Genomic DNA, 15778 nt, shown 5'->3' on the forward strand with positions numbered 1-15778 from the left:
GCTCCTCCGGCCTCACTGGCACCGACCCGAGTCAACAACGTCATGCCCTCCTACATCTAGGGCGTGTTGCTAAAGGAGGGTAGTCAGCCAGTGCAGTGTCGCTGCGAGGCTGAGTCCGGCGTGATAGTTCCGGGCGTACTTGTCCGAACGCATCGCGATCCCTCGCCACTGTTTGAGCCGGTTGAAGCACCGCTCCACGACATTGCGGCCCCGATAGCGCTGGCGCTGGTCTTCACCGAAGTCGATCGGCCGGCCCGGGCGTCTGCGCCGGTGCGTGATCTGATCGGCCCGCTCGGGGATCGTGGCCGCGATGCCATGCCGGCGCAGCCAGGCCCGGTTCGCCTTCGAGGGGTAGCCCTTGTCTGCAATCAGGCGGTCAGGCCGTATCCGGGGCCGCCCACGGGCCCCGGCAACGCTGATCTGCTCCAGCGTGGTGGCCAGCATCGGGGTGTGAAGCCACCTGCCCGCCGGTCACCACGAACGCCAGCACCCTGCCCTTGCCATCACAGACCAGATGATTCTTCGTCGTCAGACCGCCGCGGGAGCGTCCGATGGCATGGTCAGCCGGCTCGTCCGCTGATTTCTTGTAGTTCATCCAGGCCCCCTGTGGGGCGGGGCAGGGTCGCCCCGTGCTGGTGGACGCGCACGATCGTGGAATCGATCGAGGCCACCCAATCCAGCTCGCCAGCCTGCTGTGCCATGGACTGGGTCTTCTCCAGCACCCGCTCCCACACGCCCTGGGCGGCCCACCGGTTGAAGTTCTTGTAGATCGTGTTCCAGTTCCCGAACCGCTCGGGCAGATCCCGCCACGGAGCCCCGGTGCGGAAGCGCCACGCGGTGGCCTCGACCACGATGCGCCGATCCACGGGCGGACGCCCGGTGGTCTTGGCTTCGGGGAACAGTGGGCCGATCACGGCCCAGAGCTCGTCTGAGATGACATCACGCGACATGACCCCAGACTCGCGCATCCACGTCCCCGAACCCTTTAGCAACACGCCCTAGGCGCGGTGCGGCGGGACGCGCCGGTCGGCGCGGGGCGGCGGGGGGTCGGGGCACGGCCGCCCGACTCCCCGCGGCAATTCGGTTGCGCACAACCTGACCGCGGACTACGCTCGCTCGTGAGCGCGGAGACGCGCCACCCGCGCCTCGGGCCCGCCACCCGGACCCGTCACCGGCAAGGAAGGCACCGCATGATCGAGATCGACCCCCTCTACACCGCCGAGGCCGTCGCCACCGGCGCCGGCCGCGACGGCCACGTCCAGACCGCGGACGGCCGCATCGCACTGGACCTCGCGGTCCCCGCGGAGATGGGCGGCAGCGGCGACGGCGCGAACCCCGAGCAGCTGTTCGCGGCCGGCTACGCCGCGTGCTTCCACTCCGCGCTGCAGAGCGTGGCCCGTCAGGCCAAGAAGAAGCTCGGCGACTCCTCCGTGGGCGCACGCGTCGCCATCGGCAGGGCCGGCGAGGGCTTCGGCCTGGCCGTCGTGCTCGAGGTCGTGATCCCCGACCTGCCCCATGACGAGGCCCAGCAGCTCGCCGACGCGGCTCACCGGGTCTGCCCCTACTCCAACGCCACGCGCGGCAACATCCGCGTGGACGTGCAGGTCGTCGACGACTGACCCCCCCACCCCGGCCCCGACCGGGGCCGGGCCACCCAGTATCGAAGGAGAACCACCCGTGGCCGGTTTCCGCACCGAAGATCCCACCACCGGAGAGATCGTCCGCACCTGGGACGCGATGAGCGAGGAGCAGGTGGAGGACGCCCTCGCCGCCGCCCAGGACGCCTTCACCACCTGGCGGAGCACTGACCCCGTCCGGCGCGCTGAGGTCCTGCGGCGCACGGCGGACCTGCTCGCGCAGCACGCCGACGAGCTCGCCGACATCGCCGCCGAGGAGATGGGCAAGCCGCTCGCCCAGGGCGTCGGGGAGGCGCAGCTGTGCTCCCAGATCTTCCGCTACTACGCGGACAACGCCCAGCAGCTGCTGGCGGACGACGCCCTCCCCGCCCACGGCGCCAACTCGACGCGCGTGGAGAAGGAGCCGCTCGGCGTCCTCCTCGGCGTGATGCCGTGGAACTACCCCTACTACCAGCTGGCCCGGTTCATCGCCCCCAACCTGCTGCTGGGCAACACCCTGCTGCTCAAGCCCGCCTCGATCTGCGCGGCCTCCGCCCTGCGGCTCGAGGAGCTGCTCACCGAGGCCGGCCTCCCGGAGGGCGTCTACCAGACGCTCCTCGTGGGCACGGACCGGATCGACGGCATCATCGCCGACCCGCGGGTCCAGGGCGTCTCCCTCACCGGCAGCGAGGGCGCGGGCGCCTCCGTGGCGGCCGCGGCCGGTCAGCACCTGAAGAAGGCCGTGCTGGAGCTGGGCGGCTCCGATCCGTTCATCGTCCTCGGCGGCGACCTCGACGCCGTGGCCGCGACGGCGGCGAAGGCGCGGCTGAGCAACGCCGGTCAGGCCTGCAACTCGCCCAAGCGGATGATCGTCCTCGACGAGCACTACGACGCGTTCGTGGAGAAGCTCACCGCCGCGTTCAAGGACGCGACCGTCGGCGACCCCCGCGAGGAGGGCACCCAGGTCGGCCCCATGTCCAGCACCTCCGCTCGGGAGGACCTGATGGAGCTGGTGGACGACGCCGTCTCCCACGGGGCGCAGGTGCGCACCGGCGGTCACGCCCGTACCGGCGCCGGCGCCTTCATGGAGCCGACCGTGCTCACCGGGGTGACCCGCGAGATGCGCGCCTGGTCCGAGGAGCTCTTCGGCCCGGTCGCCGTCGTGCACCGGGCCGCGGACGTCGACGAGGCCGTCGCCCTGGCCAACGAGTCCGACTTCGGCCTCAGCGGCTCGGTGTGGTCCGACGACCTCGAGCTCGCCGAGGCCACGGCCCGCCGCCTCGACGTGGGCATGGCCTTCGTGAACGAGCACGGCACCACCCAGGCCGGGCTGCCCTTCGGCGGTGTCGGCCGCTCGGGCTTCGGCCGCGAGCTGGGCCCCTACGGCGTGGACGAGTTCGTGAACAAGCGCCTGGTCCGCGTCGCGGACCCCGTCACCAGCGCCTCCGCCTGACACCCGCCCTCGTCGGAGGGCCTTCGCCCCGAGGAGGGGCCGCGCACCGCCGCGGCCCCTCCCCGGCGGCGTTCCCGACTACTGTGGGTCCCATGCCCGAACCCACCCCCGCATCCCTGCGCATCGCCGTCCTGATGGACAGCGACAACGTCTCCCCCAAGTTCGCCCCCCTGATCCTCGAGGAGCTCGCCACCTACGGCACCCCCACGATCAAGCGTGCGTACGGCGACTGGACCACGACCAACCTCAACGGCTGGAAGAAGGCGCTGAACCACCACGCGATCCAGCCGGTCCAGCAGTTCGCCTACACCGTGGGCAAGAACTCCTCGGACTCCGCGCTCATCATCGACGCGATGGACCTGCTCTGGATGGGCAACGTGGACGCGTTCGCCCTCGTCTCCTCCGACTCCGACTTCACGCGCCTGGCCACCCGCCTGCGCGAGGGCGGCAAGCGTGTGATCGGCCTGGGCGCCCGCAAGACCCCCGCCTCGCTGCGCAACGCCGTGGACCAGTTCATCTACCTCGAGCTGCTCGGCACGGCCACGGACCACGACGTCGACGACGACGAGACCGGCGAGGACGCCCCCGCCAAGGAGGAGAACGCCAAGGCGTCCGAGGGCTCCGGCCGCTCGGGGTCCCGCCGCGGCGGTCGAGGCCGCGGCCGCGGGTCCAAGACCACCGACGCCGCCGACACCCCCGAGGCCACGGACGCGGACGTCGCGGACGCCGAGGCCCCCATTGCCGACGAGGCGCCCGCCGCCGACGAGGCGCCCGCCGGGGACGCCGCCGCCGGCAAGGACGGGAAGGCCGCGGAGGCGAAGTCCGGGGCCGGTCGGCGGGGCCGCCGTGCGTCGTCGTCGGACGTCACCGAGGACCCGACCCCGCCCGAGGTGCCGGTCGAGGCCGAGCCCGAGCACGACGAGGCCGACGCCGCCCCGCGCATCGACCTGCAGGCCGCGCTCACCAAGGCCGTCAACGCCACGAGCACCGACGACGGCTGGGCCACGCTGTCCCTGATCGGCCAGCACCTGAGCCGCACCCACGTGGACTTCGACCCGCGCGACTTCGGGCACTCCAAGCTCTCCACCCTCGTGGAGGACCAGCCGTACCTGCGCACCCGCACCGAGGGCCGCACCATGGAGGTCTCGCTGGTCCGCCGCCGCAGCCGCCGCGCTGAGGGCTGAGCGGCACGGCCCGTCGTCCCCCGCGGCCGGCGGGCCGGTCCACCGGCCGTTCACCCGCCGGCCACCCGCCCACCACGCCCGCCCGGTAGGCTCCCCGCCATGGGGAACACTCTGGGCTTCCTGCGCGGCGTCGACCGCCTGCACGCCTTCTACACGGAGAACGTGCGCATGCTCGCGCACGCGTACGACCTGACGGACGAGGAGGCCTCGGAGCTGCTCGCCAACACGGGCTTCACCAACGTCTCGGTCGCCATCCTGCGCGGCCCGCGGGTGGACATCATGGCCGCCGCCACCGGCGTGCCGCAGGACGAGAAGCACGACGCCGGCCCGGCGCCGTCGGAGGACGACGCGCCCGACCCGGACGGCGACCGCCCCGACTGAGCCTCGCCCCGAGTGCGGACGGGCGGCTCAGGCCGCAGCGCGCAGCACGGCCAGCACTCCGGCCGCGTCCGGCGTGGGGGCCGTCCCGAGCAGGGGCAGACCCCGCCGCGCGCACGTGTCCCGGGTCGGCGCGCCGATCGCCACGAGCCGCACCCGCTCCCCCACCAGCGGCGTCAGACCCGCGGCCACGAACTCCTCCGCCGCGGACGAGCTGGTGAGCACCACGGCGGTCCCCGCCGCGACCTCGGCCAGCCGCGCGGGCGTCACGACGTCCCCCCGACCCTCGTCCGCCGCCCCGTCGAGCAGTCGCCTGCCGGCCTGCGCCGGATACGGCACCGCCCGGTAGGCGAGCCCGGTCCGCACGTCCCAGCCCGCCGCGCGCAGGCCGTCGGCGAGGCGGGGCCGGGCCCGATCGGACTGGGGCAGCCACGCGCGGGCGCCGCGGGGATGCAGGGCGGCGAGTCCGGCGATCAGGCCCTCGGCGGAGCGGTCCTCGGGCGGCAGCCACGGCGCCTCGTCGCAGCCCGCCTCGGTCAGCACCCGTGCCGTGCCCGGTCCGGTGACCGCGATCCGCGCGCCCGCCGGGACATGGCCGTCCCAGCCGACGGCCCTGAGCGCCCGTACGGTGTTGGGGCTCGTCACCACGAGCCAGCGGGGCCCGTCCGAGCGCACCGGCCCGACCGCATCGCCGTCGGCACCCGCCCAGTCCGCGAGCAGCGCGCGCAGCGGGCCGTCGTCGTCGGGCAGCGCGAAGTCGGTCAGCGGCAGGAAGCCGACCCGCAGCCGCCGCCCCGCCACCTCGGCGCCGGCGAGACCGGCCTCGAGGTCGCCAACCTGGGCCGGCTGGCGGGTGAGCAGGACGCGCATCTCAGGCCGGGTCGTCGGGCCGCGGGGCGCCGTCGCCCCGGTCCACCCCGCGCACCGTGCCGGGCAGCAGGTCGGCGCCCTCGGCCACGAACTGCTCGGCCACGTGCACGCCGAGTGCCTCCGCGGCCACGAACAGGGTGTCCTCGAGCCACTCGTCGGCGGCCGCCGGGTCGCCGACCACGTCGGCCGGCACCGGGTCGAGCTGCACGGACGAGGTCCGGCGCAGCACGCGCGAGCCATCGAGGGCGGCCACCATCGCGGTCATCTCGATGCGCGGCGCACCGGCCTCGCCGTCGCTCACGCGGGCCACGGCCCCGATCGGCGCGGCGCAGCCGGCCTCGAGGCGGCGCAGCAGGGCCCGCTCGGCGGTGACCGCCACGTGGGTGTCCCGATCGTCGACCAGCTCGAGGGCGGCGTGCAGCCTTCCGACCGGCGCCTCGGGGTCCAGGAGCGCCCGACCGAGGAAGGACTCGTCCTCGGCCCGGATCTCCACGGCCAGGGCGCCCTGCCCGGGGGCGGGCACCATGACCTCCGGGTCGATCCGCTCGGTGATCACGTGGTCCAGGCCGAGCCGGTCGAGCCCGGCACAGGCCAGGATCACGGCGTCGAGGTCACCGCGGGGCGAACCCACGGCGGCCGGGGCGTGGTCGTCGTGCTGCTCCAGCCCGGGCACGCGGGCCAGGCGGGTCTGCACGTTGCCGCGGATGTCCACCAGCTCCAGATCCGGGCGCAGCGCCTTGAGCTGGGCCACGCGGCGCGGCGAGCCCGTGCCCACCCGGGCGCCCTCGGGCAGGATCGCCAGGGTGAGGCCGTCGCGGGCGCACAGGGCGTCCCGCAGGTCGGCCCGGGCCGGCACCGCGGCGATCTCGAGGGTCTCCGGCTGGGCGGCCGGCAGGTCCTTGAGCGAGTGCACCGCCGCGTCCACGACGCCGTCGAGCACGGCGGCCCGCAGCGCCGAGGCGAACACGCCGGTGCCGCCCAGCGAGGCCAGCGAGCCGGTGGTGACGTCGCCCTCGGTGCGGATCACCACCAGCTCGTGGGCCAGGCCGGATCGCTCCGTGAGCGCCTCGGCCACGTGGCTGGTCTGCGTGGTCGCCAGGGCGGAGCCCCGGGTGCCGATGCGCAGGGGGGTCACGGTCTCAGGCCTCCTCGGCGGGGGCCGCGGCGCCCGCCTCGTGCTCGGCCAGCCCGCGCACGGCGGCGTCGACCGCGGACGTCGTCGGCCGCACCGAGCCGTCCCGCATCACCTTGGCGCAGCAGTCCGGCCGGCACACGTCGTACCAGGCCGGGAAGCAGCCGGCCGCGGCGCGGCCCTCGCGGCGGCCCAGCCGCTCCTCCACGATGTCCACGAGCCCGGCCACGAACCGCGGGTCGGTGCCCGGGGTGGGGCTGCGACGGAACCCCACGCCCAGCCCCTCGGCGGTCTCCTTGGCCTCGGTGTCGAGGTCCCAGACCACCTCCATGTGGTCCGAGACGAAGCCCAGCGGCACGACGACGAAGCCCGCCACGGCGCGCCCCTGCGCGTCCGTCTCGGCGCCCTCGCCCGCGAGGTGCTCCATCGCGTCGTTGATGTCCGGCTCGAGCCACGGCACCGAGGGCGGGCCGGAGCGCGACTGGTACACGAGCGACCACGGCACGTCCGCGGCCTCGGGCACGCCGGCGAGGATCTCGCGGGCCACATCGAGGTGCTGCGCCGAGTACACGTCCGCACCCTCATCGCCCGGCTCCGCCCCCGCCTGCGCGCGCAGGTCGGCGGCGAGGCCGCGCGGGCCGGCGGCGGCGGCGTCGGAGGTGGGGATCGAGTGGGTCGCGAAGAGCACGTGGATCCGCGCGTCGTCCCCCAGCTCCGCGCGCAGCGAGGCCAGGTCCGCGCGCAGGCCGTCCCGGAACGGCTCGATGAAGCCGGGGTGGTTGAAGTACTGGCGCGTCTTGTCCAGGTCCACCTTCCCGGTCAGGCCGGTCTGCTCCATGGCCATGCCCATGTCCTCGCGGTACTGGCGGCACGAGGAGTAGCAGGAGTACGCGGAGGTGGTGACCGTCAGGATGCGGCGGTGCCCGTCGGCGTGCATCCGCGCGAGGGTGTCCGGGAAGTAGGGCTCCCAGTTGCGGTTGCCCCAGTACACGGGCAGGTCCAGGCCGCGGGCGGCCAGCTCGGCCTCGATGGCCGCCTTCAGCGCGCGGTTCTGCGCGTTGATGGGGCTGACGCCGCCGTTGGCGCGGTAGTGGGTGGCGACCTCCTCGAGGCGCTCGTCCGGGATGCCGCGCCCGCGCGTGACGTTGCGCAGGAACGGGATCACGTCGTCCTGGCCCTCGGGCCCGCCGAAGGAGGCGAGCAGCAGGGCGTCGTAGTCCTTGGGGGCCATCACGCCGCACACGTCGTAGTCGACGCCGGCGGCGGCCTTCTCGGGCGTCCGGAGGGCCGGGGCGACGCCGGCGTCCGGGCCGGTGTGGACGGGCGCGTCGGCGCGGGGCTCGGGGGCGGTAGTCATCAGGCCAGCACCTCCGCGATCTCGGCGGTCTCCAGACGGCGTCCGGTGTAGAACGGCACCTCGCTGCGCACGTGCAGGCGGGTCTCGTTGTTGCGCAGGTGGCGCATCATGTCCACCAGGTCCGTCAGCTCGTCCGCCTCGAGGCCCAGCAGCCACTCCCAGTCGTTCAGGCCGAACGCGCTGGTGGTGTTCGCCCACACCTGCGGGAAGTCCTGGCCGAGCTGGCCGTGCTCGCGGAGCATGCGGGCCCGCTCCTTCGGGTCCAGCAGGTACCAGTCGTACGAGCGCACGAACGGGTAGAAGCACAGCCACTTCAGGGCCTTGCGGCCCATGGCGAAGGCGGGGACGTGGTCCTTGTTGAACTCGGCCATGCGATCTGCGCCCATGGCCGAGAGCACCATCGTGGTGCCCTCGAGCAGACGGGTGCGGCGCAGCTCGCGGATGGCGGCCTGCAGGTCCTCGGGCACCTGGCCGTACATCCACACCATGACGTCGCCGGCCTCGCGCATGCCGGAGACGTCGTAGACGCCGCGCACGGTCACGCCGGTCTGGGCCACCCGCGCGACGGCCTCGTCGAACTCCTTGGCGGCCTTCTTCGCGTCGCGGCCCTCCAGTCCCAGCCAGCCTGGCTCGCCCTGCGGGCGGGCGAACACGGTGTAGGTGGTGAACCAGTCCTTGCCGGCCTCGGCAGGGGTGGTGGTGCTGTCCTTGGTCATGGTCCTCTTCCTTGGGATCCGATTGCGTCAGGGGTGGTCTGGGGGCGAGGTCAGCCGGCGGGCGGTGCGTCGGCGCCGAGGGTGCGGTCCACGCCGGCGACGACGGCGGCCAGCCCGGTGCCGTGCACCCAGCTGCCCACGAGGTCGAGGCCGGGCACGTCCCGTGCCCAGTCGATCAGCGTGTCCGCCTTCGCGCGGTCGGGGCCGGCCTGCGGCGGGATGGAGCGGCGCCAGCGGGTGACGGTGCGGGCGACGACGTCCTCCTCCGCCAGCGGCACCCCGGTGAGAGTCGCCGTGTCCACGAGCGCCTGCGCGAGCAGCTCCTCGTCCGCGCTGCGATGGCCCAGGGCCTCGGGCCCGCCGCCCTGGCGGCCGTAGGACAGGCGCAGCACATGGCGGTGGGGGTGACGGGCGACGCCGTCCTCCTGCGGCCGCGCGACGACCTCGCGCAGCCACGCCCACTTGGCGGTGGCGTGGGTCAGGGCCTTGGCGGCCACGTCCGTCCCGGCGCCGACCAGCACTCCGGTGCCGCGTGGCGCGTCGTCCAGGCCCGCGGCCTCGACGACGAGCGTGGCCAGCGCGATGCCCTCGCCGAGGGCGGGACCGGCGTCGGGGTCCAGGGCCTCGGCCGAGAGCGGGGCCAGCAGGTCCCAGGCGGTGACGCCGTCCACGGCCAGCACGACGCGGTCCACGTCGAGCCCGCGGACGACCTCGTCGTCCCGGTCCGAGATCTGGGCCCACCAGCCGCCGGTGGCGGGCACGCGGGACAGGGCGGCCACCCGGACGCCGCGCAGGACGGTGGCCCCGTCCTCACGCAGCGCCTCGACGAGCCGACCGGTGAGGCGGACCATGCCGCCGTCCAGCCCGGCCACGAGCGAGCCGGGTGTCCCGGTGGACCGCAGCGCGGCGACGCCCGCGGCCAGCCCGCCGTGCTCCACGGCGGCGGCGAGCAGGCCGGGGGCCACGCGCTCCAGCTCGACGACCGCGGGGTCGGCCGAGTGGACTCCGGCGACGACGGGGGCCACGAGGCGGTCGAGCACCTCGTCGCCGAGGCGGTCGGCCACGACCTGCGCGACGGTCACCGGTTCACCGGCCGCGAGCGCGGCGGCCCAGCGATCCATGGGGGCCTCGGCGTCCTGCCGGGCGCGCTCCAGGCCGGCCGGCGTGAGGGCGGCGGCGAGGTCCTCGGCGTCGAGGTCGCCGGGGATGCCGACGATGCCGAGACGCGGGGCACGCACGGGGCCGGCGGGACCGTGCAGCCACGAGCCGAGGGGCTCGGGCGCGACGATCTTCTCGCCCAACCCGAGCTCCTCCACGAGCGCGCGCACGGCGGCGCCGCGGACGGCGAACGACTCGGCGCCGCCGTCGAGTTCGAGGGTCTGGGTCTCGGGGGCCCCGGTCTCGCCGTGCGAGGGGACGTCGAGGAAGCGCGGGGAGACCGCGCCCCCGAGCACGGAGGTGGCCTCGGCGAGGGTCACGTCCCAGCCCGCCGCGGACAGTCGGTGGGCCGCGACGAGGCCGGCGATGCCGCCGCCGACCACGAGCGCCGTGCCGCTCATGCGCGCTCCTCCCGCTCGGCGGTCTCGGCCCCCGGTGCCGGGTCCTGGCCCTCCCGCTCCGGCACGGGCAGGGAGTGGATCAGCTCGACCACGCGGGTCAGCACGGCCGCGTCCGTCTCCGGCGGCACGCCGTGGGCGAGGTTGACGACGTGACCGGGCGCGACGGCGCCGGAGGCGACGACGTCGCGCACGTGGGCCTCGAGGACCTCCCACGGGGCGGCGAGCAGGGCCGGGTCGATGTTGCCCTGCAGGGGCACGGCGCCGCGTCCGTCGGGGCCGGGGTTCGCGCTGAGCCGGCGGTGCGCCTCGGCGAGCGTGAGGCGGTGGTCCACGCCGACGGCGGTCGCGCCCGCGTCACGCATGTGGTGCAGGAACTCTCCGGTGCCCGTGCCGAAGTGCAGGAGCGGGGCGCCGTCGGGGACGCCGGGCCCGGCGAGGTCGGCGACATGGGCGAGGGCCGCCGTCGAGTGCGGCTGCACGTGCTCGAGGTAGTCGTCCGCCGAGAGCGAACCGGCCCACGAGTCGAACAGCTGCGCGGCGGAGGCGCCGGACTCGAGCTGGGCGCGCAGGAACTGGCCGGACACGGTGGCCGCCCAGCCGGCCAGGGCGGCCCAGGTCTCGGGGTCGGCGTGCATCATGCGCCGCGGGCCGAAGTGGTCGCGGGAGGGACGGCCCTCCACCATGTACGCCGCCAGCGTGAAGGGGGCACCGGCGAAGCCGATCAGGGGGCGCGGGCCCAGCTCGGCGACGGTGGCCGCGACGGCCTCGCGGATGACGTCCAGGGCGGCGTCCTCGAGGACGGGCAGCGCGGCGACGTCGTCGGCGGTGCGGACGGCCTGGCCGAGCACGGGGCCCACGCCGGGCTGGATCTCCACGTCCACGCCCGCCAGGCGCAGGGGGACCACGATGTCCGAGAAGAAGATCGCCGCGTCGACGTCGTGGCGGCGCACCGGCTGCATCGTGATCTCCCGGACCAGGTCCGGCATGAGGCAGGAGTCGAGCATCCCGATCCCCTCGCGCACCCGGCGGTACTCGGGCAGCGAACGGCCGGCCTGCCGCATGAACCACACGGGGTGGCGGTCGGGGCGCTGGCCGCGCAGCGCGCGAAGGAGCGGGCTGGCCACGGTCGAGCGTGACGGATCCTCGGTGCGCAGCGGGTGCTCGGCGGGCAGTGCCGGGACGGCCGCGGGGGTCTCGGGGGTCTGGGACAGGGCGGACATGCCCCCAGTGTCCCACCGGTCGTGTCGCGGTGGCACATCCGCGTCCTCCGTGAGCGTCGTCACACTGGCCGACGGCACCCGGGTCAGGTCCGCCTTCCCGGACGGGCGGGGCGGTCGGGGCTAGACTTGGCCCGCTGTGACTGTCTTCTCTCTCGTCGCCTCCCACCATGACCTGGACCTGGACACGGTCGCCCGCCTCAGCGCCGGCGCGACCGGGGTCGGGCCCGCCCTGCCCGGCAGCGGCGCGGCGGGCGCCGTCGTGCTGGCCACGTGCAACCGCGTGGAGATCTACGCCGAGGCCGACGGGGCCGGCGTCGAGGCCGCCCGCACGGGGCTGCTGTCCGCCGTCGCCGCCTCCACCTCCCTGCCGGACGAGGACGTGCACACCGCGTTCCGCACGCTCGACGCCGACGCCACGGCCCGTCACCTCTTCGAGGTCGGCGCCGGACTGGACTCCGCCGTGGTGGGCGAGCGCGAGATCGCCGGTCAGGTCCGACGCGCCCTGACGGCGGCCCAGGAGGCCGGCACCGCCTCGGGCCCGCTCGTCCGCCTCTTCGAGTCCGCCACGCGCACGGCCAAGGACGTCGGCTCCCGCACGGCGCTCGGCGCGGCCGGCCGCTCGGTCGTCTCCGTCGCCCTGGACCTCGCGGAGGAGCTGCGCGGTCTCACCGACGCCGCGGCCCAGCGCGACTTCTGGGCCGGGGCCACCATCCTGCTGATCGGCACGGGCGCCTACGCCGGCACCACGCTGGCGCAGCTGGCGGACCGGGGTGCGACCACCGTCGGCGTGCACTCGGCCTCAGGCCGCGCGGAGCAGTTCGTCGCGGACCGCGGCGGCTGGGCCCTCGCGCTCGGCGGCGAGGCCGTGGTCGGCGCCGTCGCCGAGGCGGACGTGATCATCGGCTCCTCCGGTGGCGAGCGCCAGATCAGCCCCGAGCGCCTGCAGGAGCTGCGCGAGGGCGGACGGCGCCCGCTCACGGTGGTCGACCTGGCCCTCTCGCGCGACTTCGACCCCGCCGTCGCGGACCTGCCGGACGTCGACCTCATCACCCTCGAGTCGGTGCGGCTGGCCGCCCCCGAGCAGGCCCAGGTCGCCGTCGCCGAGGCCCGCGCGCTCGTGGACGACGCCGTCGAGGAGTACCGCGCCGCGCAGCGCGGCCGCAGTGCCGACGCGGCGATCAAGGCCCTGCGCCGCCACACCCTCGGCGTGCTCGACCGGGAGCTCGAGCGCGTGCGTGCCCGCCACGGCTGCACGGCGGCCGCCGAGGAGGTGGAGTTCGCCCTGCGCCGCATGGTGAACCAGCTCCTGCACGAACCCAGCGTGCGCGCCAAGCGACTCGCCGCCGAGGGCCGGCTCGACCGCTATGAGGACGCCCTCGAGGCGGTCTTCGGGATCGAGGCCCCCGGCCGCCCCGCCCCCGCCGTGGGCGCGGTCGAGGCGGCCTGCCCCGCGCACGAGGACGAGGGCGGCGCCGCGCGCATCGCGTGAGCCGGCCCCGCGCCAGGAGGACCCCGTGACCGCCCACCCCGCCGCCACCGCGCCCGACGAGCCCGGGCGAGGCCGTCGTCTGCCCCGGCACGAGCGTCGCCGCCAGCTGTTGGACTGCGCCCGCGCGGTCTTCGCCGCGGAGCGGTACGCGGGGGCCTCCATGGAGCAGATCGCCGAGCGGGCCGAGGTCTCCAAGCCGGTCCTCTACCAGCACTTCCCCAGCAAGCACGAGCTCTTCCTCGAGCTGCTGGACGCCGAGGTCGCGAGCCTGCGCGCGCTCCTCGAGGCGGCGATGGACACCCGCCGGGACAATCGCGAACGGGTGCGGGCCACCGTCGCCGCCGTGTTCGAGTACATGGCCTCCCCCGAGCGGACCCACCGCCTGATCTTCGACTCCGGCATCGACGGGGACCCGGAGGTGCGCACGCGCAGCGAGGCCGTGCACCGGCTGCTCTCCTCCGAGGTCGCGCGCACCATCCGCGCGGACACCACCGTGGCCGAGGCCGAGGCCGAGGTGCTCTCCCGCGGACTCGTCGGCTATCTCCTGGGCGCCGCACGCCATTGGGCGGACCGGCTCGACGCCGACGCCCGCCCCGCCGCCGCCGAGATGGCCCGCACGGTGGACGCGCTCGTCTGGCGCGGCCTCGCCTCGCTGCCCTCCGCGGACGTCGCGCCGCGCTGACCCGGCCGTCCGGCCCGTTTCGCCCGCGGGTGAACCTCGTGGGCGCCCGTCCACCCCGCCGAGCGGTCCCGTAGGCTGACGGCGGACCGCACAGGACGCGACGAAGAGAAGAGGTTCCCCATGGAGATCCGCATCGGTGTGCAGCACGTCGGCCGCGAGGTCGTCATCGACAGCGAGCAGTCGGCGGACGAGGTCCGCTCCCTCGTGGACGCCGCCGTCGCCGACGGCACCCCGCTGGTCCTGGCGGACGCCAAGGGCCGCCAGGTGGTCGTCCCCGGCGACCGCATCGGCTTCGTGGAGATCGGCGCGAAGAAGTCGGGCCCGCTCGGGTTCGCCGCCTCCTGACCCGCCCGCACGCCCCGGTGATCCGCCGGGGCGTGCGTCGTCTCGGCCCCTGCCCAGGAGCATCACCATGTCGCCTCACGCCCTCGGCCTCCGCGGCCCCGCCGACCCGGCCCTGCTCGAGCGTCTCGCCGCTCTGCGGACGGAGCTCGAGTTGCCGCCGGCCTTCCCCGCCCCCGTCCTGGCCGAGGCGGAGGCGGCCGCGCGTGAGGTGCACGCGGGCCTGACCGGGAGCCCGGACCACGCGGACCGCACGGCCCTGCCGTTCGTCACCGTGGATCCCGCCGGCTCCACGGACCTGGACCAGGCCCTGCTCCTGACCCCCGCCGACGACGACGGCATCCTCGTCCGCTACGCGATCGCGGACGTGCCCGCCTTCGTGGCCCCGGGCGGCGCCGTGGACGCCGAGGCCCGCCGCCGCGGCCAGACCGTCTACCTGCCCGACGGCCGGGTCCCCCTGCACCCGGAGGTGCTGAGCGAGGACGCCGCCTCCCTGCTGCCGGACCGCGAGCGCCCGGCGTTCGTCTGGACGTTCCTGCTGGACGCCGCGGGCGCCGTCGTGGAGACCGGCCTCGAACGCGCCCGCATCCGCTCCCGGGCGCAGCTGACGTACGGGCAGGTGCAGGCCTTCCTCGACGCGCAGCCGGGGGCACAGGCGCCGACGACGCCGCGCCCCGGGGTCACCGACGCGGACCGGGCCGCCGCCGAGGGGTGGCCGGCCGAGGTGCGCGACTCGCTGGCGCTGCTGCCGGAGGTGGGCCGACGGCGGGCCGCACAGGAGGCCGCCCGCGGCGGTGCCTCCCTGAACCTGCCGGACCAGGAGGTCCGTGTCACCGAGGACGGGGCGCACGAGCTCGTGCACCGGGCGCCGTTGCCGGCGGAGGAGCACAACGCCCAGCTCTCCCTGCTGACCGGCATGGCCGCGGCCGAGCTGATGCTGGCCGCCGGAGTCGGGATCCTGCGCACGATGCCGGCGCCGGACGCCGACGCCATCGCCGCCTTCCGAGAGCGCACACACGCCCTGGGCGCCCCGTGGGACGAGGGCCAGGACTACGGCGCCTACCTGCGTTCCCTCGACCCCGCCGACGCGCGGCACCTGGCGGCGCTGCACGCGGCCACCGGGCTGTTCCGCGGCGCCGGGTACACGGCCTTCGACGCGCAGGCCGAGGACCCGGCCCTGCGCACCCCGCCGGACGAACCGGCCCAGGCCGCGCTCGCCGCCCCCTACGCCCACGCCACCGCTCCGCTGCGCCGGCTCGTGGACCGCTTCGTCCTGGCCCTGTGCCACGCCCATGCCACCGGCGCCCCCGCCCCCGCATGGGTCCGCAGCGCCCTGCCCGCGCTGCCCGCCCTCATGGCGGACTCGTCGCGCCGGGCCTCGGCCGCGAGCCGGACGGCGGCGGACCTCGTGGAGGCGGCGGCGCTCGAGTCCCGCGTCGGCGGGGAGATCGAGGGGATCGCGGTGCGCGAGGCGAAGGACGGCACGGAGGTGTGGCTGCTCGACCCGGCCGTGAGCCTGCGGGTGCCGGGCAGCGTCCCGGCGGGCACCCGGGTGCGCGTGCGGATCGAGGGCGTGGACCGCGCCTCGGGTGCGATCACGGCCGCGGGGGTAGACTGGCCGCACAGCTCACGCTGACCCAGGATGACCGGTCGCTCTCTGATCACCCTGACCCGCCGCCCGCGCCCCTGACGCCCGGGACGGCACCATGACCTGCCGGATCCGGCACGGCCCGCCGCGTACGGCGCGCCCGCCCGGTTCCACGGGGCGCCGCCCGTCGGC

General features: G+C 75.5%; 14 protein-coding genes and 1 pseudogene. 8 read left to right on the forward strand and 7 right to left on the reverse strand.

Annotated elements, in window-relative coordinates:
• Positions 1 to 69: 69 nt before the first annotated feature.
• A pseudogene (locus tag NR072_RS00280) lies at positions 70 to 968 on the reverse strand (IS5 family transposase).
• 222 nt (positions 969 to 1190) lie between these two features.
• Here NR072_RS00280 and NR072_RS00285 point away from each other — a divergent pair.
• From NR072_RS00285 to NR072_RS00300, 4 genes are all read left to right on the forward strand, one after another.
• Positions 1191 to 1619 (forward strand): organic hydroperoxide resistance protein, encoded by a 429-nt coding sequence (locus NR072_RS00285; protein WP_044659746.1) that lies wholly within the window; start codon positions 1191 to 1193, stop codon positions 1617 to 1619.
• Positions 1620 to 1677: 58 nt separating this feature from the next.
• On the forward strand, positions 1678 to 3069 hold the full coding sequence (locus NR072_RS00290; RefSeq protein ID WP_256835748.1) for an NAD-dependent succinate-semialdehyde dehydrogenase: 1392 nt from the start codon (positions 1678 to 1680) through the stop codon (positions 3067 to 3069).
• A 92-nt stretch (positions 3070 to 3161) separates the two neighbouring features.
• Positions 3162 to 4253 (forward strand): NYN domain-containing protein, encoded by a 1092-nt coding sequence (locus NR072_RS00295; RefSeq protein ID WP_256835749.1) that lies wholly within the window; start codon positions 3162 to 3164, stop codon positions 4251 to 4253.
• A gap of 99 nt (positions 4254 to 4352) precedes the next feature.
• Positions 4353 to 4634, forward strand: coding sequence for a hypothetical protein (locus NR072_RS00300; RefSeq protein ID WP_049147275.1), 282 nt, complete (start codon positions 4353 to 4355; stop codon positions 4632 to 4634).
• A gap of 27 nt (positions 4635 to 4661) precedes the next feature.
• On the opposite strand, the gene NR072_RS00305 is transcribed toward NR072_RS00300, so the two are convergent.
• Genes NR072_RS00305 through hemE form a run of 6 tightly spaced genes read right to left on the reverse strand, consistent with a single transcriptional unit; the run spans position 4662 to position 11485 of the window.
• Complete coding sequence (locus NR072_RS00305; protein WP_250161762.1) at positions 4662 to 5501, reverse strand: uroporphyrinogen-III synthase; 840 nt, start codon at positions 5499 to 5501, stop codon at positions 4662 to 4664.
• Position 5502: 1 nt separating this feature from the next.
• Positions 5503 to 6636 carry a hydroxymethylbilane synthase gene (gene hemC, locus NR072_RS00310; RefSeq protein ID WP_230282682.1) on the reverse strand — a complete coding sequence of 378 codons (1134 nt, stop codon included), beginning with the start codon at positions 6634 to 6636 and terminating at the stop codon, positions 5503 to 5505.
• 4 nt (positions 6637 to 6640) lie between these two features.
• Positions 6641 to 7990, reverse strand: a complete 1350-nt coding sequence (locus NR072_RS00315; protein ID WP_206495952.1) for a ferrochelatase — start codon at positions 7988 to 7990, stop codon at positions 6641 to 6643.
• The gene (gene hemQ, locus NR072_RS00320) at positions 7990 to 8706 is read right to left on the reverse strand and encodes a hydrogen peroxide-dependent heme synthase (protein ID WP_036314319.1); all 717 of its coding nucleotides are present in this window, start codon (positions 8704 to 8706) and stop codon (positions 7990 to 7992) included. The genes NR072_RS00315 and hemQ overlap by 1 nt, the downstream gene beginning before the upstream one ends.
• A gap of 50 nt (positions 8707 to 8756) precedes the next feature.
• Entirely contained in the window at positions 8757 to 10265 is a 1509-nt protein-coding gene (locus NR072_RS00325) for an NAD(P)/FAD-dependent oxidoreductase (RefSeq protein ID WP_036381112.1), read from the reverse strand.
• Positions 10262 to 11485, reverse strand: a complete 1224-nt coding sequence (hemE, locus tag NR072_RS00330; protein WP_036314314.1) for a uroporphyrinogen decarboxylase — start codon at positions 11483 to 11485, stop codon at positions 10262 to 10264. The genes NR072_RS00325 and hemE overlap by 4 nt, the downstream gene beginning before the upstream one ends.
• Positions 11486 to 11621: 136 nt before the next feature.
• Between hemE and NR072_RS00335 the strand changes: the two genes are divergently transcribed.
• The 4 genes from NR072_RS00335 (at position 11622) to NR072_RS00350 (ending at position 15634) form a co-directional block, all read left to right on the forward strand.
• Positions 11622 to 12974, forward strand: a complete 1353-nt coding sequence (locus NR072_RS00335; protein WP_237068953.1) for a glutamyl-tRNA reductase — start codon at positions 11622 to 11624, stop codon at positions 12972 to 12974.
• 25 nt (positions 12975 to 12999) lie between these two features.
• Positions 13000 to 13656: a TetR/AcrR family transcriptional regulator gene (locus NR072_RS00340; protein WP_144879508.1), complete on the forward strand. Its 657-nt coding sequence runs from the start codon at positions 13000 to 13002 to the stop codon at positions 13654 to 13656.
• Between the two features lie 120 nt (positions 13657 to 13776).
• A complete protein-coding gene (locus NR072_RS00345) occupies positions 13777 to 14001 on the forward strand; it encodes a DUF3107 domain-containing protein (RefSeq protein WP_002854967.1) in 225 nt (74 codons plus the stop codon).
• Positions 14002 to 14068: 67 nt separating this feature from the next.
• Positions 14069 to 15634 (forward strand): RNB domain-containing ribonuclease, encoded by a 1566-nt coding sequence (locus NR072_RS00350; RefSeq protein ID WP_144879506.1) that lies wholly within the window; start codon positions 14069 to 14071, stop codon positions 15632 to 15634.
• Positions 15635 to 15778: the final 144 nt, after the last annotated feature.

This window comes from Micrococcus sp. Mcc89 (assembly GCF_024519795.1).
Classification (GTDB): domain Bacteria; phylum Actinomycetota; class Actinomycetes; order Actinomycetales; family Micrococcaceae; genus Micrococcus; species Micrococcus luteus.

Bases quoted from the DNA above. Each gene is read 5' to 3' on its own strand.
- NR072_RS00285 (WP_044659746.1), top strand. From the start codon at position 1,191: ATGATCGAGATCGACCCCCTCTACACCGCCGAGGCCGTCGCCACCGGC.
- NR072_RS00295 (WP_256835749.1), top strand. From the start codon at position 3,162: ATGCCCGAACCCACCCCCGCATCCCTGCGCATCGCCGTCCTGATGGAC.
- NR072_RS00300 (WP_049147275.1), top strand. From the start codon at position 4,353: ATGGGGAACACTCTGGGCTTCCTGCGCGGCGTCGACCGCCTGCACGCC.
- NR072_RS00305 (WP_250161762.1), bottom strand. From the start codon at position 5,501: ATGCGCGTCCTGCTCACCCGCCAGCCGGCCCAGGTTGGCGACCTCGAG.
- NR072_RS00315 (WP_206495952.1), bottom strand. From the start codon at position 7,990: ATGACTACCGCCCCCGAGCCCCGCGCCGACGCGCCCGTCCACACCGGC.
- hemQ (WP_036314319.1), bottom strand. From the start codon at position 8,706: ATGACCAAGGACAGCACCACCACCCCTGCCGAGGCCGGCAAGGACTGG.
- NR072_RS00325 (WP_036381112.1), bottom strand. From the start codon at position 10,265: ATGAGCGGCACGGCGCTCGTGGTCGGCGGCGGCATCGCCGGCCTCGTC.
- hemE (WP_036314314.1), bottom strand. From the start codon at position 11,485: ATGTCCGCCCTGTCCCAGACCCCCGAGACCCCCGCGGCCGTCCCGGCA.
- NR072_RS00345 (WP_002854967.1), top strand. From the start codon at position 13,777: ATGGAGATCCGCATCGGTGTGCAGCACGTCGGCCGCGAGGTCGTCATC.
- NR072_RS00350 (WP_144879506.1), top strand. From the start codon at position 14,069: ATGTCGCCTCACGCCCTCGGCCTCCGCGGCCCCGCCGACCCGGCCCTG.